The 24902-nt window shown below is 56.0% G+C and carries 20 protein-coding genes and 3 tRNA genes; 10 read left to right on the top strand and 13 right to left on the bottom strand.

Going from position 1 to position 24902, the window contains the following annotated elements:
* Positions 1-7: 7 nt before the first annotated feature.
* The 7 genes from paaZ to pcaF form a co-directional block, all read right to left on the bottom strand.
* The gene (gene paaZ, locus C1J03_RS13645) at positions 8-2041 is read right to left on the bottom strand and encodes a phenylacetic acid degradation bifunctional protein PaaZ (protein ID WP_114887096.1); all 2034 of its coding nucleotides are present in this window, start codon (positions 2039-2041) and stop codon (positions 8-10) included.
* A gap of 73 nt (positions 2042-2114) precedes the next feature.
* The gene (paaE, locus tag C1J03_RS13640) at positions 2115-3182 is read right to left on the bottom strand and encodes a 1,2-phenylacetyl-CoA epoxidase subunit PaaE (protein ID WP_114887095.1); all 1068 of its coding nucleotides are present in this window, start codon (positions 3180-3182) and stop codon (positions 2115-2117) included.
* A gap of 12 nt (positions 3183-3194) precedes the next feature.
* Positions 3195-3656, bottom strand: a complete 462-nt coding sequence (paaD, locus tag C1J03_RS13635) for a 1,2-phenylacetyl-CoA epoxidase subunit PaaD (RefSeq protein WP_114887094.1) — start codon at positions 3654-3656, stop codon at positions 3195-3197.
* The gene (paaC, locus tag C1J03_RS13630) at positions 3657-4415 is read right to left on the bottom strand and encodes a 1,2-phenylacetyl-CoA epoxidase subunit PaaC (protein WP_114887093.1); all 759 of its coding nucleotides are present in this window, start codon (positions 4413-4415) and stop codon (positions 3657-3659) included.
* The gene (paaB, locus tag C1J03_RS13625) at positions 4415-4738 is read right to left on the bottom strand and encodes a 1,2-phenylacetyl-CoA epoxidase subunit PaaB (RefSeq protein WP_114887092.1); all 324 of its coding nucleotides are present in this window, start codon (positions 4736-4738) and stop codon (positions 4415-4417) included. The genes paaC and paaB overlap by 1 nt, the downstream gene beginning before the upstream one ends.
* Positions 4735-5727 carry a 1,2-phenylacetyl-CoA epoxidase subunit PaaA gene (gene paaA / locus C1J03_RS13620; protein ID WP_114887091.1) on the bottom strand — a complete coding sequence of 331 codons (993 nt, stop codon included), beginning with the start codon at positions 5725-5727 and terminating at the stop codon, positions 4735-4737. The genes paaB and paaA overlap by 4 nt, the downstream gene beginning before the upstream one ends.
* A gap of 3 nt (positions 5728-5730) precedes the next feature.
* Positions 5731-6936, bottom strand: coding sequence for a 3-oxoadipyl-CoA thiolase (gene pcaF, locus C1J03_RS13615; protein WP_114887090.1), 1206 nt, complete (start codon positions 6934-6936; stop codon positions 5731-5733).
* Positions 6937-7297: 361 nt separating this feature from the next.
* On the opposite strand from pcaF, the gene lon reads away from it, so the two are divergent.
* The 6 genes from lon (at position 7298) to C1J03_RS13585 (ending at position 11833) form a co-directional block, all read left to right on the top strand.
* Complete coding sequence (gene lon / locus C1J03_RS13610; RefSeq protein WP_114887089.1) at positions 7298-9706, top strand: endopeptidase La; 2409 nt, start codon at positions 7298-7300, stop codon at positions 9704-9706.
* Positions 9707-9860: 154 nt separating this feature from the next.
* Positions 9861-10376 carry an HU family DNA-binding protein gene (locus tag C1J03_RS13605; RefSeq protein WP_114887088.1) on the top strand — a complete coding sequence of 172 codons (516 nt, stop codon included), beginning with the start codon at positions 9861-9863 and terminating at the stop codon, positions 10374-10376.
* An 81-nt stretch (positions 10377-10457) separates the two neighbouring features.
* Positions 10458-10532 (top strand) — tRNA-Val (locus C1J03_RS13600).
* A 37-nt stretch (positions 10533-10569) separates the two neighbouring features.
* Entirely contained in the window at positions 10570-11154 is a 585-nt protein-coding gene (locus tag C1J03_RS13595) for a histidine phosphatase family protein (RefSeq protein ID WP_114887087.1), read from the top strand.
* Entirely contained in the window at positions 11139-11723 is a 585-nt protein-coding gene (locus C1J03_RS13590; protein WP_254694043.1) for a histidine phosphatase family protein, read from the top strand. The genes C1J03_RS13595 and C1J03_RS13590 overlap by 16 nt, the downstream gene beginning before the upstream one ends.
* Positions 11724-11757: 34 nt before the next feature.
* Positions 11758-11833: transfer RNA gene (locus C1J03_RS13585), tRNA-Val, on the top strand.
* A 140-nt stretch (positions 11834-11973) separates the two neighbouring features.
* Here the strand turns inward: C1J03_RS13585 and C1J03_RS13580 are convergent.
* The gene (locus C1J03_RS13580) at positions 11974-15888 is read right to left on the bottom strand and encodes a non-ribosomal peptide synthetase (protein WP_114887086.1); all 3915 of its coding nucleotides are present in this window, start codon (positions 15886-15888) and stop codon (positions 11974-11976) included.
* A gap of 565 nt (positions 15889-16453) precedes the next feature.
* Here C1J03_RS13580 and C1J03_RS13570 point away from each other — a divergent pair.
* Positions 16454-17899, top strand: a complete 1446-nt coding sequence (locus C1J03_RS13570) for an amidase (protein WP_114887084.1) — start codon at positions 16454-16456, stop codon at positions 17897-17899.
* Positions 17900-18205: 306 nt separating this feature from the next.
* A tRNA-Asp gene (locus C1J03_RS13565) sits at positions 18206-18282 on the top strand.
* A gap of 73 nt (positions 18283-18355) precedes the next feature.
* On the opposite strand, the gene C1J03_RS13560 is transcribed toward C1J03_RS13565, so the two are convergent.
* Positions 18356-18661: a hypothetical protein gene (locus C1J03_RS13560; protein ID WP_114887083.1), complete on the bottom strand. Its 306-nt coding sequence runs from the start codon at positions 18659-18661 to the stop codon at positions 18356-18358.
* Positions 18662-19517: 856 nt separating this feature from the next.
* On the opposite strand from C1J03_RS13560, the gene C1J03_RS13555 reads away from it, so the two are divergent.
* Positions 19518-20475 (top strand): IS630 family transposase gene (locus tag C1J03_RS13555; RefSeq protein ID WP_216825856.1). Its coding sequence is split into 2 segments (ribosomal slippage): positions 19518-19859 and positions 19861-20475, totalling 957 coding nucleotides; the frame shifts between segments, so codons are not numbered across the junction.
* A gap of 93 nt (positions 20476-20568) precedes the next feature.
* Here the strand turns inward: C1J03_RS13555 and C1J03_RS13550 are convergent.
* From C1J03_RS13550 to C1J03_RS13535, 4 genes are all read right to left on the bottom strand, one after another.
* Positions 20569-21234 (bottom strand): ankyrin repeat domain-containing protein, encoded by a 666-nt coding sequence (locus tag C1J03_RS13550; RefSeq protein WP_114887082.1) that lies wholly within the window; start codon positions 21232-21234, stop codon positions 20569-20571.
* Positions 21235-21290: 56 nt separating this feature from the next.
* Positions 21291-21773: a GlcG/HbpS family heme-binding protein gene (locus tag C1J03_RS13545; RefSeq protein ID WP_114887081.1), complete on the bottom strand. Its 483-nt coding sequence runs from the start codon at positions 21771-21773 to the stop codon at positions 21291-21293.
* A 118-nt stretch (positions 21774-21891) separates the two neighbouring features.
* Entirely contained in the window at positions 21892-22497 is a 606-nt protein-coding gene (locus C1J03_RS13540) for a response regulator transcription factor (protein ID WP_114887080.1), read from the bottom strand.
* The gene (locus C1J03_RS13535) at positions 22494-23828 is read right to left on the bottom strand and encodes a sensor histidine kinase (RefSeq protein ID WP_254694042.1); all 1335 of its coding nucleotides are present in this window, start codon (positions 23826-23828) and stop codon (positions 22494-22496) included. The genes C1J03_RS13540 and C1J03_RS13535 overlap by 4 nt, the downstream gene beginning before the upstream one ends.
* A gap of 671 nt (positions 23829-24499) precedes the next feature.
* Between C1J03_RS13535 and C1J03_RS13530 the strand changes: the two genes are divergently transcribed.
* On the top strand, positions 24500-24859 hold the full coding sequence (locus C1J03_RS13530; protein ID WP_114887078.1) for a group I truncated hemoglobin: 360 nt from the start codon (positions 24500-24502) through the stop codon (positions 24857-24859).
* Positions 24860-24902: the final 43 nt, after the last annotated feature.

Genomic DNA, 24902 nt, shown 5'->3' with positions numbered 1-24902 from the left:
TTGGGCTTTACTCAAACGACACCATCGTAAGCAGCTCGTATTCCGCGACCTGATCGGCGTCTTGATTACTCAGCGCGACGTGCCAGCGCACTTCGCCGTATTCGTCATTGCGCGGCGTCTTTTGCTTGACCGTGAGGTGCACCGTGATGCTGTCACCGGGCGATACCGGCTTCATGAACCGCAGATTGTCGAGGCCGGTGTTTGCGAGGACAGGTCCCGGATCGGGCTGCACGAACATGCCTGCCGCAAAGCTCAGCAGCAGATAGCCATGAGCCACGCGCCCCGGAAAGAACGGATTTGCCTTTGCTGCGTCCTCGTCCATGTGGGCGTAAAACGTATCGCCTGTGAAATGAGCAAAGGTCTCAATATCTTCCAACGTGACTTTGCGCGGACCAGCAATGAGCGTCTCGCCAATCTGCAAATCGTGAAAGCTGCGGGTGAAAGGATGCACACCGCTGTCTGTCTGCGCCGCACCGGGCACCCATGTGCCGCTGATTGCACTTAGGATATCGGGGCTGCCCTGAATGGCGGTGCGCTGCATGTAATGCATAACCCCACGAATGCCGCCCAGCTCTTCGCCACCACCCGCACGCCCTGGACCGCCATGCACCATATGAGGCAGGGGCGCGCCGTGGCCTGTAGCCTCCGACATGCTGTCACGGTTGTTGAAATAGAGCCGCCCATGCCAGGCAGCAGCACCCAGCGCCACCTGTCGCGCCACATCGCCGTCGCGGGTTACAACAGACGCCACCAGCGAACCGCCCCCGCGATTTACCAGCGCGATGGCATGATCGATGTCGCGGTAAGGCATAATGGTGCTGACAGGGCCAAAGGCTTCGGTGTCGTGCAGATGCGTCGCCGCATCCGGATCGTCGCAGTGAAACAGCATTGGCGGAACAAACGCGCCGTTTTGGGCGTCAGCCCCATGCACGGTGAAATCATCTGGATCGCCGTAAACGCGTGTGGCTTCAGTCCCGATCAACGCCGCCTTTTCCAGCACGTCGTGTTTTTGGGGTTGCGATACCAGCGCGCCCATCCGGGTTTCCGTGTCACGCGGATCGCCAATGACGGTTTTGGCCAGCCGTGCGCTGAGCGCTTCAATCACCGCGTCGATATGGGCGCTTGGCGCCATGATGCGCCGGATCGCGGTGCATTTCTGGCCCGCTTTGACTGTCATCTCGCGGTGCACTTCCTTTATGAACACATCGAACTCTGGCGTGCCGGGACCGGCATCAGGGCCAAGCACCGAGGCATTCAAACTGTCTTGTTCGGCCACAAAACGGATAGAGTTTTCCAGGATATGCCTTTGGGAGCGCAGCTTTAGCGCCGTGTGAGCCGAGCCTGTGAAACTCACCACATCTTGGGCGTCCAACATCCCCAACAGATCGCCCAGACCACCTGATACAAGCTGCACAGCGCCCTCAGGTAAAATTCCGCTCTCGTGCATCAGGCGCACGGCGGCATGCGTGACATAACACGACACCGTGGCAGGCTTTACTATGGCGGGGACCCCCGCCAACAGGGTCGGAGCGAGCTTCTCAAGCATGCCCCAAACCGGAAAGTTGAACGCGTTGATGTGGACCGCAACGCCTTGCAGCGAGGTGGCGATGTGTTGGCCGAGAAACGCGCCCGTGCGGCCCAGTTGTTCGACCTCACCGTCGAGATAAACATGCGCATCCGGCATCTCGCGCCGGCCCTTGGAGGCGTAGACAAACACCGTGCCAATACCGCCATCGATATCGACCGTCCCATCGGCCTGTGTGGCGCCGGTGTGAAACGACAGATCGTAAAGCTCTTGCTTGTGGGTGTTGAGATGCGTCGCCAACGCTTTGAGCATCCGTGCGCGGTCATGAAATGTCATCGCGCGCAGGTTTGGCCCACCAACATCACGGGCAAAGCTACGCATTGCCGCCACATCGAGAGTGTCATTACCAGCCTCGGCCATGATCTGTGCTGTGATCGCAGACTCGATTGGCCGCGCGCCGGGGCCGGGGGCAACCCATTGACCCGCAACAAGGGACGGAATGGCGTGAAAGGTCATGGGGCGTATCCTTTAGACGGGTGCCGTGAGGCCCGGCGTTTTGAGTGTCTGCGTGCAAATGAGGGGACGTTGGTCACTGATCATAGTCGAACACCACTTTGTCACCCAAGGGATAGCACTGGCAGGTCAGCACAAAACCTGCGGCGACTTCGTAATCCTCAAGCGCGTGGTTGGTCAGCATCTCAACTTCGCCCTCGGTAACTTTGGCGCGACATGATGAACAGACACCAGCCTTACAGGCAAACGGCGCATCAATAGAATTCTCAAGGGCGGCGTCCAAGAGGCAGGTATCTTTGGACATCTCGAACTGGCGCGTGGCCCCGTCAATCGTCACGGACACTTGTGTCATGGTATTGGCTTGGCCTGCATCTGCGATCTTAGCGCGATGCTTGGCACGGCCCGGCTGCGACGCGCCAAACAGCTCAAACTTGATCTGAGCGTCGTCCAATCCGTGGTCCTTCAGCGATTTTGCAATCCCGAGCATCATGGGTTCGGGGCCGCAAATAAACGCTGTGTCAATCGATGCAATGTCGATCCAACTGCTAAAGAGGCGGGCGCATTTTTCCGCGTCAACGCGGCCCGTGAACAGATCAATATCTTGCGCATCGGTTTCCAGCACGTGGATGACATTCACGCGGCCCATATAGGTGTTCTTGAGGTCTTCCAGCTCGTCACGGAACATGATCGAATTGACCGCACGGTTGGCGTAGACAAGCGTGAAACGCGACTGGGGTTCCTGCGTCAACACCGTTTTTAAGATCGACAGCACCGGCGTGATGCCAGAGCCACCTGCAAAGCCCAGATAGTGACGCCGCGTTGCTGCATCGAGTGGGGTGTGGAAATTACCCATGGGCGGCATGGCCTCAAGGGTGTCGCCAGGTTTGAGGCTGTCGTTTGCCCAAGTTGAAAACGCACCACCCTCGACCCGCTTTATCCCGACCTGCAAGATACCCTCATCACGGCCCGCGCAAATTGAATAGCTGCGGCGTAATTCGTCGCCTTCAAACTTATGGCGAAAGGTCAGGTATTGGCCTTGGACGAAATCGTAACTACCGTCCTCAGGAGCGGCAAAGCTGACCACAACTGCGTCTTTGATTGTCTTGCGAACGTCTGTAACTGTAAGGGCGTGAAATTGTGCCATATCAGAGCCTTATTAGATGCATTTAAAGTAATCGAACGGCTCTAGGCAGCTTAGGCAGCGCCAATGTGCCTTGCAGGGCGTGGAGCCGAACTGGCTGACCTTTTGGACGTCCACCGATCCGCATTGTGGGCATTTTGAGGGCCCGCCCGAGGGACTTGGTGGTGCGATGCCATAAGCCTCAAGCCGAGCACGGCCTTTGTCAGACAGCCAATCGGTTGTCCAAGGCGGCGAAAGCTGACGTTTCAATGTGATCTTGTCGATGCCGTGAGCGCGCAGAGCAGTTTCGACGTCTAAGTTGATGATGCTGGTCGCAGGGCAGCCCGAGTAAGTTGGCGTGATCGACACCTCAAGCGTGTCGCCGGCCCATGCAACGTCGCGGATAATTCCGAGATCAACGACTGAAATCACCGGAATTTCTGGGTCGGGCACGGCATCAAGCCATTCCCAAACGGTGGCAACATCAGGCTGCGACATCTACCAGCTCGCACCGGGGTAGGCGCGCTGCAACCACTGCATCTGGGTCAGGATGCGGCCCAGATGTTCCGTGTGTTGTCGGCCGGTTTTGCCGCCTTGATGGGCGAAATCATCCTCAGGGATGCGCAACGTCGCCTCTGACAGTGTTGCACGGACCGAGGCCTCCCAATTGTCGCGCAGGTCTGCAGGGTCGGGCGCAACACCAGCCTTGGCCATCGCTGCGTCCACGTCATCGCTGGCGAACATCTCGCCGACAAAGGGCCACAGCAAATCAAGCGCGTTTTGCATGCGCGCATGGCTTTCTTGAGTGCCGTCGCCCAAGGACACGACCGTCTCGGCCGAACGATCAAGGTGATAAGCAGCCTCTTTTACAGCTTTTGCTGCAATCTCGGCCACGCGCGGATCGCTCGACTTTGCCATTGCACCTAGCAGTGGATGTTGAAACGCATCGAACAGAAATTGCCGCATCATGGTATGGCCAAAATCGATATTGGGCCGCTCAAGCATCAAGACATTCCGAAAATCCCAGACGTCGCGCAAAAAGGCGAGATCATCGGCGGACCGACCAGCGTCTTCGACCTCGGCCGCATATCCCAGCCACATCTGCGTCTGGCCAATCAGGTCCAGCGCCGTGTTGGCCAGCGCGATATCTTCTTCGAGCACCGGTGCCTTACCGCACCATTCCGAAATACGGTGACCCAACACCAATGTGTTGTCGCCCATCCGCAAGAGGAACTGAAAAAGTGCCGCATTTTCCATTACATGTGGCCTATTTCATCGGGGATATCAAAGAACGTCGGGTGCCGGTAAACCTTGTCATTTGCCGGATCATAAAGCGCGTCTTTGTCGCCGGGACTTGAGGCCGTGACCCGCTCTGCCTCAACCACCCAGATGGACACACCCTCGTTGCGGCGGGTGTAGACGTCGCGCGCATTTTTGATCGCCATGTCGGCGTCAGGCGCGTGCAAGCTGCCGACGTGGCGGTGGCTCAGGCCATGCTGGCCGCGGATGAACACTTCCCACAAGGGCCATTCGCCCGTGCGGCGTGGTTTGTTTTTTGGATCAACGTTTGGATTGGTCATTCTGCGGCCACCTTTGCTGCGCGTTTCTTGGCCGCGTGGGCCAGCATGCCGTCGCGCACCCACGCGCCGTCATCCCATGCCTTCTTGCGGGTCGCGAGCCGTTCGGTGTTGCATGGCCCGTTGCCCTTGAGCACCTGATAAAACTCGTCCCAATCCGGCTCAGCAAAGTCGTAACCGCCCTTGTCGCCGTTCCATTTCAGCGTCTCATCAGGCACTGTCAGGCCAAGGAATTCGGCCTGTGGTGCGGTTTGGTCGACAAACTTCTGGCGCAGCTCGTCATTGGTGTTCATCTTGATTTTCCACGCCATCGATTGCGCAGAATGCACGCTATCTTTGTCGGATGGGCCGAACATCATCAGCGACGGATACCACAAGCGGTTCAGCGCATCCTGCGCCATCTTTTTCTGAACATCCGTGCCCTTGCACATCTTCATCATGATGTCGAAGCCTTGGCGTTGATGAAAGGATTCTTCCTTACAAATCCGCACCATAGCCCGCGCATAAGGCCCATAAGACGTTCGCTGCAACGGCACCTGATTCATGATTGCCGCCCCATCTACCAACCAACCGACAGCGCCCATATCGGCCCATGTTAGTGTCGGATAATTAAAGATCGACGAGTATTTCATGCGTCCTTCATGGAGCATCTCAAACATCTCATCGCGGGTAATGCCGAGCGTTTCGGCCGCGCAATAAAGGTATAAGCCATGCCCGGCCTCGTCCTGCACCTTTGCCAGCAAGATCGCCTTGCGCTCAAGGGTTGGTGCGCGGGTGATCCAATTGCCCTCGGGCAGTTGGCCGACGATCTCGGAATGGGCGTGCTGGCCAATCTGGCGGATCAGGTTCTTGCGGTAGCCATCTGGCATCCAGTCTTTTGGCTCAATCTTGCCGCCGGCGTCGATGCGCTCCTGAAATGCGCGCTCGATCGGGTCCATTTCATCAAGGGTTTTTAGACCCTCGCCAGTGGATTTTATCATCTGTGCGTACATGTTTCAGACCCTTTCCAGAATAAGAGCAACTCCTTGGCCCACGCCCACACACATGGTGCAAAGCGCATAGCGACCTTGGGTTCGGTTGAGTTGGTAGGTCGCCGTCAGAACCAACCTGGCCCCAGACATGCCAAGCGGGTGACCAATTGCGATGGCCCCGCCGTTTGCGTTTACATGGGGCGCATCATCCGCAACGCCCAAAGCGCGCAGAGTGGCGATGCCTTGGCTGGCAAACGCTTCGTTGAGTTCGATAATGTCCATCTGTTCGATGCTTAACCCTGCACGGGCCAGTACTTTTTGCACGGCGGGAATTGGGCCTGCGCCCATCACCCGGGGTGCCACACCTGCGGCACACATGGCGACAACCCGCGCCATTGGGGTCAACCCCTGCGCTGATGCGGCGTCTTCTGATGCGATCAGCATCGCGGCGGCACCGTCATTCACGCCAGACGCATTGCCGGCCGTGACTGTTTTATCTGGGCCATTGATCCCGCGCAGTTTGGCCAAAGTCGCCGCGTCCGTGTCGGGGCGCGGGTGTTCATCATGGCGCACCACTTTGGGATCACCTTTGCGCTGGGGGATCGTGACGGGGATGATTTCGTCGTCAAACACACCAGCCTCGGACGCTGCTGCCCAACGGTGCTGGCTGCGCAGCGCAAAGGCGTCTTGGTCCGCGCGGCTGACACCGTGGTCTTCGGCAACGTTATCTGCGGTCTCTGGCATTGAATCGACGCCATATGCAGATTTCATCTTGGGGTTCACAAACCGCCAGCCGATGGTCGTATCATAAACGGCATTGGCCCGGCCAAACGCAGTTTCCGCCTTGGGCATCACAAATGGCGCGCGGCTCATGCTTTCGACACCACCAGCGATGGCCAGATCCATATCACCAGCCCGGATCGCACGGGCCGCAATGCCCACCGCATCCAGCCCGGAGGCGCATAGGCGGTTAACGGTAATGCCTGGAACATCGATCGGCAGGCCTGCCAGCAGGGCCGCCATACGTGCAACGTTGCGGTTGTCTTCGCCTGCCTGATTGGCGCAACCCATCACGACATCGTCAACACGGGTCCAGTCTACGGCAGGGGAGCGTGCCATCAGGGCGGCCAATGGGGCTGCTGCCAGATCATCCGTGCGCACCGATGACAAAGCACCCCCATAACGTCCTATGGGTGTGCGAACGGCATCGCAGATGAAGGCATTGGCCATAGTGGGGCTCCGATTGGGTGGTGGTTAGGTGTCATACACCTAACGTCATTCTCGATTCGCTACAAGTATTGCGTTACGAAATTTACAGGAAGATGTCATTATTGGTAACATATTATTTGCCCCTCGTTGCCCAAGGGGAAACAATCGAGGGCAGGGATCGCAGATTCGGTGAAATTTCCGTCAAAGCAGAACCAGTCTGCGGTTGCCGAACCGGCCCCATCGCGCCATGTTATGCCAAAGCCCCGGTACAAGGGATTGAAACAGGCGAATAGGGTGCCCACATTCCTATTCCGACATAGGAAACGGCCAATGGTTGCCTAATTAGGGACCAGCGCTGTTTTGCCAAGATAAGGAATTGAGCATGCAAGAACCCCTGAACGCGTCGTATCCGGTACTGCCGCTGCGTGATATCGTGGTTTTCCCCCACATGATCGTGCCGCTGTTTGTAGGCCGTGAAAAATCCGTACGCGCCCTTGAAGAAGTCATGGCAGACGACAAGCAAATCCTGCTGTCGAGCCAAATTGACCCCGGTGTGGATGATCCAGACGCTGCGGGCATCTTTAAGGCGGGTGTGTTGGCCAATGTGCTGCAACTGCTGAAACTGCCCGATGGCACGGTAAAAGTGCTCGTCGAAGGGCAGGCGCGGGTTCGCATTACCGATTACCTTGAAAACGATAACTTCTTTGAAGCGCGCGCAGAGTACCTGACGGAAATGCCCGGTGACGCGACCACCACACAGGCGCTGCTGCGTTCTGTTGCGGATGAATTTGAGCGTTACGCCAAAGTTAAAAAGAACGTCCCCGAAGAAGCTTTGACAGCTGTAGGAGACGCGACTGAGCCCGCGCGTTTGGCCGATCTTGTGGCTGGGCACCTTGGCATTGAAGTCGAGCAAAAGCAGGATCTGCTGGAAACGCTGAGCATTTCTGAGCGTCTTGAGAAGGTCTATGGCTTGATGCAGGGCGAGCTGTCTGTGCTGCAGGTCGAGAAAAAGATCAAAACGCGCGTGAAAACCCAGATGGAGAAAACACAGCGCGAATATTACCTGAATGAGCAGATGAAGGCCATTCAGACCGAACTTGGCGATGGCGAGGACGGCAAGAACGAAGTCGTTGAGCTGGAAACCAAGATCGCTGAAACAAAGCTGAGCAAAGAAGCGCGCGAAAAGGCCGATGCAGAGATCAAAAAGCTCAAGAACATGAGCCCGATGTCAGCCGAAGCAACCGTTGTGCGCAACTACCTTGACTGGATGCTGGCCATTCCGTGGGGCGTGAAGTCGCGCGTGAAAAAGGACCTGACCAAGGCCCAAGACGTGCTCGATAACGATCACTACGGTCTGGAAAAGGTTAAAGAGCGCATCGTCGAATATTTGGCCGTGCAGCAACGCTCGACCAAGATGAAAGGCCCGATTATGTGCCTCGTTGGCCCTCCGGGCGTCGGCAAGACATCCTTGGGCAAGTCTGTGGCCAAAGCGACGGGGCGCGAATTCATTCGCATCTCGCTGGGTGGTGTGCGCGACGAATCTGAAATCCGCGGTCACCGTCGGACTTACATTGGCTCCATGCCTGGTAAGATCATTCAGGCGCTGAAAAAAGCCAAGACCACCAATCCGCTTATCTTGCTCGATGAAATCGACAAGATGGGTCAGGATTTCCGGGGTGATCCTGCATCAGCAATGCTTGAAGTACTTGATCCGGAACAGAATTCCACATTTGTGGATCACTATCTGGAGGTCGAATATGACCTCTCGAACGTGATGTTCTTGACCACGTCCAACAGCTATAACATGCCGGGCCCACTTCTGGACCGGATGGAGATCATTCCTCTGTCTGGCTACACGGAAGATGAAAAACGCGAGATCGCCAAGCAGCATCTGGTGCAAAAGCAGATCAAGAACCACGGGCTGAAGGCCAAGGAATTCAGCATCGAGGATTCTGCGCTTACCGGCATGATCCGCTATTACACGCGTGAAGCGGGGGTGCGGAATCTTGAGCGCGAGATTGCCAAGGTTGCGCGGAAATCGCTGACCAAGATCATCCGCAAAGAGGCAGAAAGCGTTAACGTGAATGGCGACAATCTGGATGATTTCCTTGGCGTGCAGAAATACCGCTATGGTCTTGCCGAAAAGGACGACCAGATCGGTGTTGTGACAGGTCTTGCCTATACTTCGGTCGGCGGAGAGTTGTTGCATATCGAAGCGCTGCGTTTGCCCGGTAAGGGTCGGATGAAGACAACCGGCAAGCTGGGTGACGTGATGAAAGAAAGCATCGACGCCGCCTCAAGCTATGTGCGGTCGATCAGCCCAAAAATTGGGGTGAAGCCGACGAAGTTCGACAAGATCGATATCCACGTTCACGTGCCTGATGGTGCGACCCCCAAGGACGGACCAAGTGCTGGATTGGCGATGGTGACATCGATCGTTTCCGTGCTGACGCAAATTCCCGTCCGCAAAGACATTGCCATGACTGGCGAAGTTTCATTGCGCGGGAATGCGATGCCGATTGGAGGGCTCAAGGAGAAGCTGCTGGCCGCCCTTCGTGGTGGAATCACAACGGTCTTGATCCCCGAAGAGAACGAAAAGGATCTGCCAGAGATCCCGGATAACGTAAAAGAGGGGCTGACCATTATACCTGTCAGCCATGTCTCTGAGGTGCTCAAGCATGCGCTGGTTCGCGATCCTGAACCTATCGAATGGGATGAAGCCGCTGAAGAAGCCGCGGCAGCTGCCTTGGCCGCGAAATCCTCTGGTGGAGACGCAGCAACTGCGCATTAAGCTGCTATTACCTAAGTAAACTGAACGCCCTGATGTATTGTTGGGGCGTTTTTTATTTCAAATACTCGGGATGTAGGGACCTAGCCTTGGCTGGATTTTTAGACCGCACCGGGTTATGATGTTTCCAAATAAGAAACAATGAGCAGGAAAAATCATGAGCGTGACAGCCAAAAAAACATCTGCAGCCTCCAAGACTGGAGCTAAGACAACCGCGGCCGCACCTGTCGCGAAGTCGACCGCCGTGAAATCCACGTCGCCTAAAGTGGACGTCGCTGCGGCTCCGAGCAAATCTGCGCAAAGCAAAACTGACTCAACCAAGTCTGCCCCAACCACACCGATTAGCACAAAGCCGCCCGCGAGCGCTGCTGCAAAGCCGGTCGTTGCAGACACGTTGTCTCCGGTGGTGGTATCAACAGGCCTGCGCAAACGCGAATTGTTCGACCTTGTTGCAGCCCGGTCTGGCATGAAGAAAAAAGACATCAAGCCAGTCGTCGAAGCAATGCTCGCCGTCATGGGCGAGGCGCTTTCGGAGCACCGCGAAATGGTTTTGCCACCACTAGGTCGGGTGAAAATCCAGCGTGCTAAGGAACTGCCAGATGGGCGGGTGATCGTGCTGAAATTGCGCCAAAAGACACAATCAACGCTTTCGGGTCCAACCGACAAGGTCTGAGCAGAAGCATTCTCAAAACACTCCCGGTTTTGCCAGCAAACCCTTGCATGCGAAGGGTGAATTAGAGTATCCGACCCAAGCGGGTGATTAGCTCAGTGGTAGAGCGCTTCGTTCACATCGAAGATGTCAGGAGTTCAAATCTCTTATCACCCACCATACTCCTTTGATGTTTCGCATGAAGAAAGACACGTAAGTGGCTAGAACTTATCCTAAAATTTGGTTTCTTCGGCATGGTCAAACCGAGTGGAATGCCCAATACCGTTTGCAAGGCCAACTCGACTCAGCGCTGACCCCCCGGGGCATTTCAGACGCACAGGATCAGGCCAGAATTATGCCAGATATTCTGGCGCAATCCCCTCAGGTTTTTGCCTCCCCTTTGGGGCGTGTGCGCCAAACGGCGCAGATCGCTCTGGGTGGCGCGCCGTACATCGAAGATCCGCGTTTAATGGAGATCCACGCCGGTGCATGGCAAGGGATGCTGAGGTCCGACATCTATAAGCAGCACCCTGAATTTATCGAGGATGGTGCCAGTGCTTTGGATATTTACGAAGCGGCCGAGGGCGGCGAGGGTTTAGCGGCTCTTGAGGCGCGTATCGTCGACTTTCTGTCTGAGTTGACGGTGCCTACGGTTATCGTGGCGCACGGGCTGCTGGGTCAGGTTCTGCGCGGGCATGTTTGCAATGTACCAGCGCCAGAGGTTGGGCAGTTGAGCAATGAGCAAGGCTGCGTCTATCTTCTTGAAAATGGACAGGAAACTGTCGTGTGGCCAAGCCCGTGAATCGGATGCCACCGCTTTATATTCTGCGTCACGGTGAAACAGATTGGAACGCGACGGGACGGCTTCAGGGCCGTTTTGACAGCCCACTAACGCAGCGCGGTGTGGCGCAGGCCAAGGCGCAAAATTCGATCTTAGGCAGGCATGACTTAGCTGGTTTCAAAGCCATCAGCAGCCCGCAAGGCCGTGCCTTTCGAACGGCTGAGATCGCCTTGGAGGGCGTGTGCGCTGACATTCAGACGGATGCGCGTTTAAGCGAGATCGGTCTAGGTGACTGGGCGGGCATGGACCGTGGCGCTCTGATCCGGAGCGAAAAGGTGCGAAGCGGTTTTGATCTGTATGAACGCGCGCCAAACGGCGAAGGGTTTGATGTGCTCTACGCTAGATGTGACGCGTTTCTGGGTACGCTTACTGGGCCTTCGGTGCTTGTGACGCATGGTATCACCAGCCGCATGTTGCGCGTGATTTTGCTTGGGAAATCGCTAGCTGAATTGCGCAAAATTGAAGGCGGGCAAGGCATTGTTTTCTATCTTGAGAACAGAGTGCAAAAATTGCTGCGCGAAAGGGCTTGAAGCTCGGCTCTACCTTCGCTATTCAGCCGCTGTCGGGTTGTTAGCTCAGTTGGTAGAGCGCTTCGTTTACACCGAAGATGTCGGGAGTTCGAGCCTCTCACAACCCACCATACTTTACTGGTAAATCCAGCGAAGTTGTTGAAATTACCAACGCCGGTTCGATTTTAGTAATGTTCTGAAATTACCAAGATTCGCTGCATCTTTTTCTTGGTACCGTTGCTTTGACACGCAAAAGACCACGTGGCTTTATTTATTTTTCTGCAGCACCACCGCGGACCGCGCGTTTTACCTCGACCGCCAATTTCTCAACATTTGGGGGATCAAGGATGCCAAGATGGTCACCGGGAACATCTCGCAGATCAAAACCACCTGCTGCAACCTCGCTCCACCCTAGCCCAGTTGCCCGGCCTGCTGGACTGTCAAAGCGGTCGTCCGCTGCATGGATGATCGTTATTTTATGCGGATAAGGCTTCGGCTGATACTCCTCGACCGACAGGGCATTGGCCGCGATGAAGGCATCAATTGTTTGGACAGGGTTGCTGCCCCCAGCGCGCAAATTGTTGCGGTTTATCTCCAGCGCCTTGCGGTGGTGCCTGTCTGCGCTCCGCTCCAGCATTGCTTTGCGAATGTAGGGTAATCCCTTTGTTGCGATCTGGCCGAGATGAACGCCAAAGCGAGCCACTTTACCAATACGCGGGCGCCCGGCAGGGCCCTCGGCATCCAGCAAAATCAGCGCCCGGACGTCGCGCCCCGCCTCGTTAAGTTGTTGCGCCAATTCAAAGGCGACGTAGCTGCCCATCGACACGGAGATTAACGAAAGCGGGCCACTTGGATGGTGGCGTTCAATCTGGTGCAGATAGAACTTCGCAATATCAACGATGTTGGTGGGCGTATTCTGCGACAAAAGACCCACCGTCAAACCATAGAGCGGTTGATCGCTGCCCAAAACGGCCGAGAGGGGACGAAAGAAAGAACAATTATCACCCAAAACATGCACCGCATAGATTGGGGCTTCTGTGCCACCTGATTGGACAGGGATCACCACCAACGGGTCGGTCTCTTTTTCCTGCAAGGCCCTCACGATGCCGCGGGGCGTTGGGTCCGCGTAAACCGCCCCTGGCATGAGCCGTGTCCCCAAGCGCTGCTCTAGCTTTGACAGCAGGCGCAACAACAACAATGAATGCCCACCCAGATCAAAGAATGATGCACCCGGGGCGACGTCCTCGACCTTGAGTAGGGCGGCAAACAGATCAGCGACCTCTTGGGTCAGCGGAGTGGTGTCGTCCGCTTTAGTGGGATCTGTGACAGCCGGGACCGGGTCGGGCAGGGAACGGGTTGCGATCTTGCCGCCGGGCGTTTCAGGCCAATGATCGACCTGCACCAGAGCGGCGCGCATATGGGGCGGCAACACTTCGGCGATCCGCATGGCAACATTGTCAAGGTCGAGGATGTCGGTGTTATTGGCTGGCGAAACCCAACCGACAAGGCGCGGCGTGCTTCCGTGGCTTTCATGCAGGGCGACATAGGCGCGACCAATATCGGTTTGCGCTTCGAGTTGTTCTTCGATCTGGCCCGGTTCAATCCGAAAGCCGCGCAGCTTGATTTGCCGGTCGGTGCGGCCGATGTAATGCAACAGACCGTTGTCCCAATAGGTCCGGTCACCTGTGGCATAGGCGCGATCCAAAGATGCATCAAATGGCGCGACAACAAAATGCTCTGCAGTTAGCTCAGGCGCACTGATATATCCGCGCGCAACCGCGGGCCCGGTAATCCACAATTCGCCCTTCGTGCCTTCGGGGGCGACGGATCCATCAGCGGCCAAAACCCAAGCGCGGGCATGGGCCAGCGGTGATCCAATGGGAACACTGTAGAGCGCAGGAGTTTCGGCAGGTGCCTCAAAGCTGGTGCAGGTGATCGTGGTCTCTGTCGGGCCGTAGCCATTGATCCATCGCACGTCTGGGACCAAAGCACGCCAGCGCCTGAGCACTGAAAGCGGCACGCGCTCTCCTCCGACTATCACGATGCGCACAGACGGCGGCAGCGTTTCTGAAGTGCTGTCTAGCATCTCTGTCAGGGCGACCCAAAAGCCGGTGGGAATGTTCAATACCGTCAGCTCAAGTGCGGCTGTTTCTTCAAGAAACAGGGACGTCGATTCCACCATTTCGAGCGAACGCAGCACCAGATGGCCCCCACAGAGCAGCGTTGGTACAATTTCCTCAAGGGCGACATCAACGCTGAGGGCTGCAAACTGCAGGGCGCGGTCTTGGGGTGTCAGGCCGTATGTTTCGATCACCGCATTCGCATGTGCACCCAAAGCGCTATGTTGAACCATCACGCCCTTGGGCCGCCCAGTCGAGCCGGACGTAAAGATTACATAGGCCAACCGGTCTGGGTCCATCGCACTTCGGTCAGGGGCAATGGTGGGATAGTTTTGTGCCATGTGGGGGGCCAAGGTCAGAGTCGGCAGGCCCAAATCAGGCGCAGTATCCGTGGCCAGCATCAGTTTTGCTGTGCTATCGCTTGCTATCATCGCCAGCGTTTCGAGGGGGTAGGTGGGGTCCATCGGGACAAACGCTGCGCCCGCTTTCCATGCCGCCAGCATCGCAGTCACAAACATAGGGCTGCGCGCTGCATAAAGCGCAATGATGTCGCCTTTTTGCACACCGCTGTCGATCAACTTGTGAGCGAGCTGGTTGGCGTTACAATCGAGCTCCGTGTAGCTTAGCGCGTGTTTTCCGGATTGGCTTAGGGCGGTCGCTTGGCCTTGATCCCGCGCTGCATTTTCAAACCGGGTTACACAGCAAATCGAAGGAGCGGTCACATCTGCACCACTCAGCTTGGTCAGGCGCGCGGTTTGCTTGGCATCCAACATCGATAGGGTGGCCAGCGGTGTTTCGGGGGTGGCCGTGCTAAGCACCGCAAGGAAACGGGCAAAATACGCGGCCAGCTCTGCGCCTTGTGGGACCTGAGCGGGGTCGTATTCCATACGGATCAACAGCGCCTCATCGTGGTAGGCGGCCATTGTGACGGCCATGTCACCTTCTTCGTGCAGGTCAACCCGGCGCTTGGCCCAGCGAGGGTGCCTGTCGCGCATTTGTTGATCAAGACTACCGGTTTCGTACATCACCACCGTATCAAAGAGGGGCTGACCTACGGGCACGTCGGTCTTGCGGCGCATGTCGGTCAGCGGTGTTTGCTCATGGGGCCGCAATGCGATCTGATCATCGCGCAAGCGCCGCATGACGTCGCCTAGGTTTAGTCCCGGTTCAAAGCGCATGCGCATCGCCACTGTTGTGATGAAGCACCCCGGTGCCGTGGCCGTATCAGTAACCAGATGCCGCCCGTTCAACGTGGTGCCAAAGACGGTATCATTACGCCCCGCAAACCGCGCGGTCACAATGCCCCAAGCGGCCAAAATGACGGTACTTGGTGCCACGCAAGCCGCCGCCGCCAGATCGCGCAAGCCCGTGGATTGTTTTACGCTAAGGTTGTGATCTGCGAAATGCTTGCGCGTGCTGGGACAAGTGTGATCGGCAAGGCCTGTGCCTCCCTCCCAATCCCGCAACACATCGGCGAAGTGATCAACGCCAGCATCATGCGACATCTCTGAAAGGGTCTGGGTGTGCTGAAAAAATCTATCGGGCAGCGCCGGGATATCATCGATAAGCGTACCAGACCGCAGTGCATCATAACGGGCGAATGCGCTGTCCAATACACGGGCAAAGCTGCGCCCATCTAGCAGGCTATGTGGGAAACTCCATACCAGTTTGGCGCACTTGGGGCCTTGTTGAATTGCCACCAAACGAAACGCAGGGAACACCCCTGCATCAACGCCACGCGCGCGGTCTTCGGCCAGAAAAGCCTCAAGTGCCGCCTCGGCTTGGGGCGCGCTGAGCGCAGACCAATCAAGCACCTCGATTTCGATCTCTTGGACATCATGAACGTATTGCACCGGAGCATCTGTTCCGGCCGTGTCCACGACAAGCCGCAAAGCAGGATGATCGCGCAAAACACCATTCCACGCGGCCTTCATGGCATCGATGTTCAGGACTTCGTCGGAAAGGTGGCAAACGATCTGCTCAAGATAGAGCCAAGGCCGGTCAGACCCAGTCGATTCTAGATACATTGCAGTTTGCAACGGGGTAAGCGGTAAACTCTTTGTCATGGGCACGCAGAACTACGATGACCGGTTAGACGGATCACCGCACCTGATCTGGCAATCTGCGCCGCATAAAACATCGCTCGCATTCCAATTCGTCGTCAATAAAATACATCGTTTTCTTGCCCTAGAGCTGTGACGCGTAGCGGAAAAAAAGGGCAATAATGAGGTCTGCAAATCACAAAATTAAGGGGCAAATCAAGCTTTGCGTTTAGAGGGTATGCCTTTGTGCGTGTGATTTGATTTTGAATATGCCCCGCGGTGTCGGGAAGAAGGATGCATCTTTGCGGAGCGAGCATGCCGATCATCTCATAAAGAATATTTAAATCAATGGTATGCGATGTTTCTGTTTCGATCAAAGTCTGTGCGCGCCTGTTAAATGGCCGATGCCGCACCGATCAAGAAATTGTGAACCATTCGGAGCCTGCCAGCCTCTGATTTAGGGCGCAGTGGGGAGCAATACCGCTGGCTTACAGAAATGGTTTGTTAACCGAGACCATTGGTAACCTGTAACATCTATGAAATCATCAAAGACAACGTCTCAATGATGGCATTTCGAAAGGCCTAACCTATGACAGACACGCAGCCTCCGTTCACGGGATCCGAATTGACGCGACTTCAAGCCCATGAGGTCGTGGAGCTTTTGCGCAAAGGCGAAGTCAGCCCGGCGGAACTTGTTGACGCATCGCTCGCGCGGATTGAACAGGTCGATGGGGCGGTCAACGCCATGCCGGTGGTCTGCGCTGACAGAGCGCGCGCTGCGGCCAATCATATGGCGGGGGACGTCGATCACCCCGGTTGGCTGGGTGGTTTGCCGATAGGTATCAAGGATTTGACGCCCGTCGAAGGGGTCCGCACGACGTTTGGCACCAAATTCTATGCGGATCATGTGCCAGATCAAAGTGACCCGTTGGTATGCCGTCTGGAGGCGCGCGGCGCAATTGTCATGGGCAAGACCAACACACCGGAACTTGGGGCAGGGGCAAACACGTTCAACGATGTGTTCGGGCCGACATTCAACGCTTACGACACAACGCTGAATGCGGCGGGATCGTCCGGAGGGGCGGCGGTGTCTTTGGCAACGGGCCAAGTTTGGCTCAGCCAAGGATCTGATCACGGCGGCAGTTTGCGCACTCCGGCGGCGTATAATGGCATTGTCGGATTGCGCCCATCTCCGGGCCGGGTGCCGGGAAGCAGCGACACCGCTTTTGGCATCGAAGGCGTGGAAGGGCCGATGGCGCGCTCCGTCACCGATTGTGCGTTATTTCTGGATGCGATGTCTGGGTTCGACGCATCGTCTCCGCTGTCATATCCAGCGCCCGACGCGCCGTTCCAACAGGCGGTTGCACGTGCGGACGGCAAGTTGCGGATCGCTTTCTCAGATGATCTCGGGGGCCTCTCGCCGGTGGATGCGGACATGGCCCGTTACTTGCGCCGCGCCATAGACAAGGTCGCTGCGAATGGTGCTGAAATTGAAGAAACCACTCCCGATTTGAGTGGTCTGGAACGCACGTATCATACGCTGCGTGGGCTTGGCATGGTAGCGCTTGGCCGTAATGCGCCTGCTGAAATGCAGCAACATTTCAAACAGACGTTGTGTGAAAATATCAAATTAGGTCAAACGCTTAGCGTGAACGATGTCGCCGATGCCAACCTGAACCGCACTAAGATATACAACGAAATACGTCGCTTGTTCAGCCGCTTTGACGTGCTTGCTTGTCCTGTGGTTGGCAACCTGCCGCGTCCGCAAACCCAGGAATGGGTGCGCGAGGTTGGTGGTGTTGAGCTGCACGGTTATATGGATTGGCTGCGATTTGCGTTTCTGGCAACGACGGCTGGACTTCCGGCGATTTCGGTCCCTGTGGGCCTGTCGGATGAAGGCTTGCCGGTGGGGCTGCAACTGATCGGACCGCCGCGGGGCGAGGCGGTGGTGTTGGCCGCTGCCCGTGCCGTTGAGATCGCAGTCGGAGGCCCTTTGCCACCGCGCGATCCCAATGTGCGTTCGACTGCTAGTTAGATCACCAAAATCGCTAGCATCGGTCAATGAACCCTAGCACATCCAGATTTTAAGAACTGCTGCACTCAATGGAGGTTCGGGAAAGTTTTTGCGCGCGCGCAATGCCGCGCAACATCACCTGCGAGGTCGTCAAAGGAGTGCGGCACCCGTCATGCGTTTGCCAAGCCAGAGGAACGCAAGACAGCACCAATTTCACGCTGTGAAACTTTCTACGAAAAAGCGAGGTTTTGCGTCTTGACGCAGGCGGGCCACGCCCATATTACGACCGAACGCTCCGAGGCCTTAGGGCCAAGGGGGATGCAGCGGGCGGTTGTAGCTCAGATGGTTAGAGTACCGGCCTGTCACGCCGGGGGTCGCGGGTTCGAGCCCCGTCAACCGCGCCACTGCTTATCTTCAGAAATTGTTTAATAACAACGATTTCTGAAGATCTTAAGCTTGAAAGTATAAGAGTTACTGTCATGCGAAATAAGTGGTATGCCCATATCCTGCCCGGTGGTTTCGATGGGGTAGAGTGCCAAACATTTTGTAGAGCTCATCGATCTTGTTGAGAGCATCCTGTTGGTCTTCTGTGAGGGCTAACTTACGGCCGGCACTTGAGGCCTCTGTCGTATCTAGGCCTACCTCTTGTTCATACAGCGCACGAGCGTGTGCAGAGGGTGACTGATGTCCCTCCTTAATGGCTGCATCCATGCAGTAGTTCCATCTGGTTTCATCTCTGATCTTCCATTGGATCTGCTTAACTGTAAATTTATCTGTCGACATAGTGTATCCCTTCGCGGGATACGGTCGAACAAGGCATGTATTTATCCCGTATCCCTAAAAATTATATAGCTGAAATCTTGCAACTAAGAAGAAGGGATCAGGAGAATATCCCGAAGGGATACAGTCACTTAGAATTTATCCCCCGCCAAATTTCAGGGGGTAAAAAGGTCAGCGACAGGAATAGGTGTGAAGTGGTCCTGCTTTTTAGAACAGGTTTGCGGCTTGGCTAAGATGTACCAGGTTTCTGCTCATGCCGCTTTTCGTATCTCCGCTTGGGTGAAGTATGCGATGTATGATTTATTTAGGGTCAAATATCTGAACGATCTCAACTTATTGCAGCTACTGTTCGGCATCAGTCAACCTCGCACGGTACTGTCACGTTCAGGACAAATTTCTGCCATAATCTGTTGGTGATTCTTCTTTGTTGGTGCGGTTACATCATCTGATGTGGAGGTCTCAATTGCTACGAGGGTAACGGCACTTTTTTGGTTTGGTGGGGTAAAAAGTTTGCCGCCTCCGCACGGCAAACACCCTTCAGTCAAAATAAAGGGAGTAACCAGGCTCGGGGCCCAAAAAACTAAAAGCTGGTGATTGGCCGCAAAGCGGACTTTGGCGCGCTCCGTAGCGAACGGCGGAAGAGAGCCCAAACTGACCGATGCTGCACCATGCACATTTCGACACTAGGGGCGGGAAGCGGCCCTTCGCTGCGGTTTGCATAGAGGTCTGCTGTGCGGGACGGAGCGGCCTTTCGCTGCTGCTGCGCCAAGTTGGAACCTAAAGCGGGGAGCTTGAAACCTGAATCGTGGGATTCCCAATTGGTTTGATTTGTGATTCATCCTGACTGGGAGGATGTTTCATGTCATCAGCACTATCGTCAGAGCTGCGCACGCGGTTTTGTGAATATATTGAAGAAGGGTTAAGCGGTCGCGCGGCGGCAGCCCGATTGAAATTGTCTGCGGCGACGGGTGTCCGCTGGCAGCGTAAGTGGCGCGAGACTGGGGCGATCTCGCCGGATATTCAGGGCCGCCCGCCAGGTCATGGCAAGCTTGCTGCGCACCAGGGGCTTCTTGAAGAACTGGTTGCGCAGGACGGTGACATCACTTTGCCTGAACTCGCAGGAGCCCTGGCGTCCGCCACCGGCGTTATCGCCCATGCCGCATCCATCGGACGATTTCTGCGCAAGCTTGGGTATACCTACAAAAAAGTCACTGGTCGCGACCGAACGGCTGCGCGCACGGGTAAAACACCTGCGACAGGAATGGTTCAAATATCGCATTCCTAAAATGCAGAGGCATCCCGATCAGCTTGTATTCATTGACGAAACTTCGGTCAAAACCAATCTGACCCGCCTGCGAGGGCGCAGCTTGTGTGGCAAGCGCTTGGAAATGACCGCGCCCTTCGGCGCTTGGGGCACGCAAACGTTCATCGCGGGTCTGACCCATGACAGCCTCATCGCCCCTTGGGTGATCAAAGGCGCAATGAACGGAGAAGCCTTCGCCGCATACATTCGGCAGGTCCTTGCGCCGGAACTGCTGCCGGGAACCGTCGTGATCTGCGACAACCTCGCGACGCATCGCAACAAGGATGCTGCGCAGGCTTTGAAAGACGTCGGATGCTGGTTCCTCTACCTGCCGCCATACTCGCCGGATCTCAATCCGATCGAAATGGCCTTCTCAAAACTGAAAGCACACCTTCGAAGGATCGGTGCTAGGACCTTCGATCAGATGTTCGATGCACTGGCCGAAGTCTGCGACCTGTTCACACCGCAAGAATGCTGGAACTACTTTTGCGAGGCAGGCTATGGATCAGCTTAAAGGCGCGAAGCTTTAAAGGAAAGTTACGACGAGGTTGGATGACACGGCAGTTTCCCAAAATAGCACGTTTTGGTAGGGTCATCGCCATACCGTCTACTTCAGCATTTCAACCATTTCGGCATAGCCGCGCGATATAGCGTGTTGTAGAGGTGTAACACCATCGCGATCTCCGATGGATTTATCTGCACCCGCATCAACGAGGATCAGCACAGTCCTTATATGGTCGGACCCACCATCCCCCAAAACAACTGCCTCGATCAAAGCCGTCCACGCCAGATTGTTGATATGATCCAATGGCGCACCACCAGCCACCAGACGCGCCACCACGTCGTGGTGCCCAAGGTGGGCCGCGGCGATCAAGGCGGTTCCGTCATAAACGCTGGTGATCAGGTCCGGTGCATTCCCGAGTTCCATCGCCAGTGACACCATTTCAGGATCGTCCGCAACGGCGGCGATGGTCAGCACGTCATAGACGCGGTTTTCCAAGGCATTCATATCTGCGCCACCGTTTGCGAGTGCGGTCAGCGCGTCATCATGTGACGCAAAGGCTGCGACATGCGCGGGCGTACGCTGTGACCGATCACGGATATCGACATCGGCACCTGCTGCGATCAAACGGTTAATCTCATCCACGTCGCCCTCGTGGGCGGCAAGATGCAAACCTGTGTAAGACGTGATGTCTGATGCTGATGGGGCTGTCTGTGCATGGGCAAAGCCACCGGTGCCAATGGTCACAGCGAGCAGTAAGACACGAAGCATGGTGACACCTTTCAAAGAGGGGGACCCGCCCCAATAAGGGAAGGGCCGCGTTTGGATTATTCAGCGCCGATTGCGTCAAGACCTGCTCGCGCGCATGTCTCGTCAATCGCGCCGGATGGTGCGCCACCAACACCGATACCACCGACCAATGCGCCACCAATTTTGATCGGTAGACCACCCGCTTGGATCACCAGACGGCTGTCCATGTCGCGCAGACCGCCATTTTCAGGGTTGCCGCCGATAAAGCCCGCAAGACCTGCCGTGTCACGGCCCATACTGGCGGATGTGAATGCTTTGCCTTTGCTGGAGCCCACTGTGTGCGGGCCCGCGTTGTCGGCGCGCAAAAGCACTTTGGTCTCACCGCTGCGCGCAACGATTGCGACGCTGACGTTGTGGCCTTCAGCAGAACATGCAGCGACTGCGGCTTGGGCGGCTGTGGTCGCTATATCCAGCGGCAGGTAAGGTGCTGTAGGCAGGTCTTGGGCGAAGGCTGCGATGGGTGTAAGCAGGGCTGTAGCAAGAGCAATAGAACGGATCATTGTGTATTTCCTTTTGTTGAACTGATGCTCTGGTTCTAATTCGCCGCTGTGATCGGCGATATTCGTAGCATCCGCAAAGGTGTCCGTAGTTCTACTGATCCGCGTGTCATTCTGCCCGTTATTCTGCCTGTGCATCCAGCCAATAACGGGTCAATTCCGCCGCCGAGGACGTGCCCGCTTTAGTCGCAATTGCTGCGCGGTGACTTTCAACCGTGCGGGGCGACAGGATGAGCGCATCGGCGATTTGCTTGGTGGTCAGACCCTTCGCGATCATCTCCAAGACTTGCTGTTCGCGTGCGGACAGGTGGCGCACCAACGCCACCGCTTCTGCGCGTTCCTCTGAAGCCTGTCGGCGTGTTTCAAGTTCTGCATGACCCTTTTGGATCGCGTCGATCAGGTCTTGTTCGTCAACAGGTTTGCTGAGGAAATCAATTGCCCCATTGCGAAACGCGCGCCTGCACGCCTCGATATCGCCGTGTCCGCTGATAATAACAGTGGGCCATGAAACGCCTTGATCGGTCAGTTTTTCTTGTAGTTTTAGACCCGAAATCGCGGGCATCCTGATATCAAGGATCAGGCACCCCGGTGTAAGATCTGCGGCTTGCATCAGGAATGTCTCGGGTGACGCAAAGCTGCGCACATTCAGCCCGACAGTTTCCAACAGCAGGCTCAGGGCGTTGCGGACGGCCTCATCATCATCAACGAGGTAGACGTGATTGGTCATGGCGCGACTGCGTTGTTTGAGAGCGGCAGTGATAACCGAAAAGTTGTCTGGGCAGTATCGTCCAAGAGCGCAATGTCACCGCCCATTTCCTCAACCAGCCTTTGGCAAAGTGCGAGGCCAAGACCGGTGCCATCCGGCTTGTCCGTAACGAATGGCTCAAAGATGCGAGGCTTGAGGTGTTCAGGCACCCCTGGCCCGCTATCGCTGACATCCAGAATGACTGACGGGCCATCGACATGCGTGCTAATCGTGACCCGTGCCACGTCCGAAGCGTCCAGTGCGTTGCGCACCAGATTAAACACAACCTGCTCTAACTCGACGGGATCCGCATCAATGAAAAGCGGATCATCGTGCAATGACAGGGTGATAATGGCACCTTTTGTCTTTGCCTCTGATGCCAACAAGTTTTGCACACTTTGGGCGGCAACGTGTACCTCGCAGGATTTGGACGGTGCCCGGCTCGGTTTGCTCCAACGTCTTAGGCGATCTAGAATATTTGCCGCCCGCTGCGCCTGCGACACCGTATCATCCAGAACCGTGCCGAGGCGTTCAACGTCACCGCGCCGCGCTAAATGGCGACCAGCCTGTGCTTGGCTCAGGATGGCGGTCAGCGGTTGCGCCAGTTCATGCGCCATCCCGCTGGCCATTTCACCCATTGCATTGACGCGTGACGCATGGGCCAGTCGCGTTTCCTGCGCGCTGAACTTTGCGCGGCTTTCAGCGTCTTTGGTGCGCGCGCGTTGTTTGAAGCCGAAGGCCGACAGCAAAAAGAGCGCTGTGACCAGTGCGATTACAAAGACCACATTCCCGACCGGCAAGAGGTCAGTCAGTACGATGGCCAAAGAGGTCTCAAACACCAAAGGCTGAGATACACTGCCAAGCGGTTTTGAAAACCCGGTCTCACCCGATGAAACCTGGCCCACCAATGCCGTTTGGCCGTCCGGTGTGGAAAGACGCAAAGAAGCCGATGGCGCGTCCCAAAACGGATCATCTGTGGCAATCAGCGCGCGGGCGTCGATCACCAGCGCCAAACCATGCTGCGCCGCGTCAGAGTTAGGTGTGCGTTTCACAAGCAGATAGTGATCTGGCAGGTCTGGCATTTGCCCTATTTGCAACGCTCCGGTTGTGCGGCTCGCCAACTCAACAACATGCTCCCTTGCCTGTATCGACAGACCGGGCGGCGTTTCTATCACCGGTTGGGATTGGTCATAAGGGACGACATTTACCGACGTAATGCGTGGGTAGAAGCGCGTTATCGTTGCAGCGACATCCAGCAATAAATCTTGCCGCTCCACCCCACCCGCCACAAAAATCGCAGACAACGATGTCAAATGCGCATCATGCTGATCAGCCCGCTGAGAGGCCAAGCGATGCAGTGTTGCACTTTTGACAGTCAGTTCACGAACCAAGTTTTGCCGTTCAAAAAACGCTACCCCGCTGAGCGCGAGTATGACGGCAAACGCCCATAGCAATGCGTATCGCCAGAAATTCTTTAAGTATGAGACAGCCATTTGCATTCATGGCAGGTGCGGGCGCAAACACCAATCCGTATTTCTACGGTTAAAGGGCTGTGCCGCGATGACAATTCGATTGAGATTTCGTATCGAAAGGACCCGTCACTTTCACAATTTCATCGGGGCAAAGGAGCGGACATTAATGCAGCGTGCAGCATTTGGAACTTTGGGCTCTGACCGGTCATTCGCCGCGCTGAGTACCAAGGTCCGCTCTGGGCCGTTTGTGACTAATGCTGCGGTATGCACATTTCGACAATAAGGGCGGACAACAGACGTTCGCTGCGTCGAACATCAACGACCGCAGTGCGGGACAAAGCCGCCATCCGGCGAATTTATCAATTCGCATTTTGGCTGATGGGCGATGTTTCAGAAATCCCACCACACCGACCAATGGGCAACATAATCCTTGCCAAGGCCATATTTCTTAGCCGATGCTGAGAGGACGATGGGCAATTTACAAACACCGGCTCAAAAAAAGGGAAAAACCGATGTCAGCGACACTCTTTGACCGTCTCGGCGGCACCACAGGAATTTCCAAAATCGCATCCGACCTTGTCGACAATCATATGGCCAACCCACTTATCTCTGCTCGGTTCGCTGGCAGCGATGCCGATAATATGAAAAAGAAGGCAGCCGATTTCTTTTCGATGGGATCTGGGGGGCCGCAAGTCTACGATGGAAAAGACATGTTGAGTGCCCATAAGCACATGAATATTTCAGACAATGAATACATGGCCGCCGTAGATGACTTGATGGCGGCACTTTCAAACTCCAATGTGGGCGACGCAGAAAAAGCGGAAGTGCTCTATATTTTTTATACACTTCGTCCGGAAGTTGTCGGCGTATAGACTTTCAGGAACAATTTTTCGTTTCGAAGTCTGCGCTATGAGC

The sequence above is a fragment of the Sulfitobacter sp. SK012 genome (assembly GCF_003352085.1).
Classification (GTDB): domain Bacteria; phylum Pseudomonadota; class Alphaproteobacteria; order Rhodobacterales; family Rhodobacteraceae; genus Sulfitobacter.
This window is presented reverse-complemented; position numbering and strand designations above follow the sequence as displayed.

What these genes read in the sequence shown, in the direction of transcription:
- C1J03_RS13580 (WP_114887086.1), bottom strand. Translation starts at nt 15,888, where the DNA reads ATGACAAAGAGTTTACCGCTTACCCCGTTGCAAACTGCAATGTATCTA.
- C1J03_RS13605 (WP_114887088.1), top strand. Translation starts at nt 9,861, where the DNA reads ATGAGCGTGACAGCCAAAAAAACATCTGCAGCCTCCAAGACTGGAGCT.
- pcaF (WP_114887090.1), bottom strand. Translation starts at nt 6,936, where the DNA reads ATGGCCAATGCCTTCATCTGCGATGCCGTTCGCACACCCATAGGACGT.
- paaZ (WP_114887096.1), bottom strand. Translation starts at nt 2,041, where the DNA reads ATGACCTTTCACGCCATTCCGTCCCTTGTTGCGGGTCAATGGGTTGCC.
- C1J03_RS13540 (WP_114887080.1), bottom strand. Translation starts at nt 22,497, where the DNA reads ATGACCAATCACGTCTACCTCGTTGATGATGATGAGGCCGTCCGCAAC.
- C1J03_RS13550 (WP_114887082.1), bottom strand. Translation starts at nt 21,234, where the DNA reads ATGCTTCGTGTCTTACTGCTCGCTGTGACCATTGGCACCGGTGGCTTT.
- paaA (WP_114887091.1), bottom strand. Translation starts at nt 5,727, where the DNA reads ATGTACGCACAGATGATAAAATCCACTGGCGAGGGTCTAAAAACCCTT.
- C1J03_RS13530 (WP_114887078.1), top strand. Translation starts at nt 24,500, where the DNA reads ATGTCAGCGACACTCTTTGACCGTCTCGGCGGCACCACAGGAATTTCC.
- C1J03_RS13560 (WP_114887083.1), bottom strand. Translation starts at nt 18,661, where the DNA reads ATGTCGACAGATAAATTTACAGTTAAGCAGATCCAATGGAAGATCAGA.
- paaC (WP_114887093.1), bottom strand. Translation starts at nt 4,415, where the DNA reads ATGGAAAATGCGGCACTTTTTCAGTTCCTCTTGCGGATGGGCGACAAC.
- paaE (WP_114887095.1), bottom strand. Translation starts at nt 3,182, where the DNA reads ATGGCACAATTTCACGCCCTTACAGTTACAGACGTTCGCAAGACAATC.
- paaD (WP_114887094.1), bottom strand. Translation starts at nt 3,656, where the DNA reads ATGTCGCAGCCTGATGTTGCCACCGTTTGGGAATGGCTTGATGCCGTG.
- lon (WP_114887089.1), top strand. Translation starts at nt 7,298, where the DNA reads ATGCAAGAACCCCTGAACGCGTCGTATCCGGTACTGCCGCTGCGTGAT.
- C1J03_RS13570 (WP_114887084.1), top strand. Translation starts at nt 16,454, where the DNA reads ATGACAGACACGCAGCCTCCGTTCACGGGATCCGAATTGACGCGACTT.
- C1J03_RS13545 (WP_114887081.1), bottom strand. Translation starts at nt 21,773, where the DNA reads ATGATCCGTTCTATTGCTCTTGCTACAGCCCTGCTTACACCCATCGCA.
- paaB (WP_114887092.1), bottom strand. Translation starts at nt 4,738, where the DNA reads ATGACCAATCCAAACGTTGATCCAAAAAACAAACCACGCCGCACGGGC.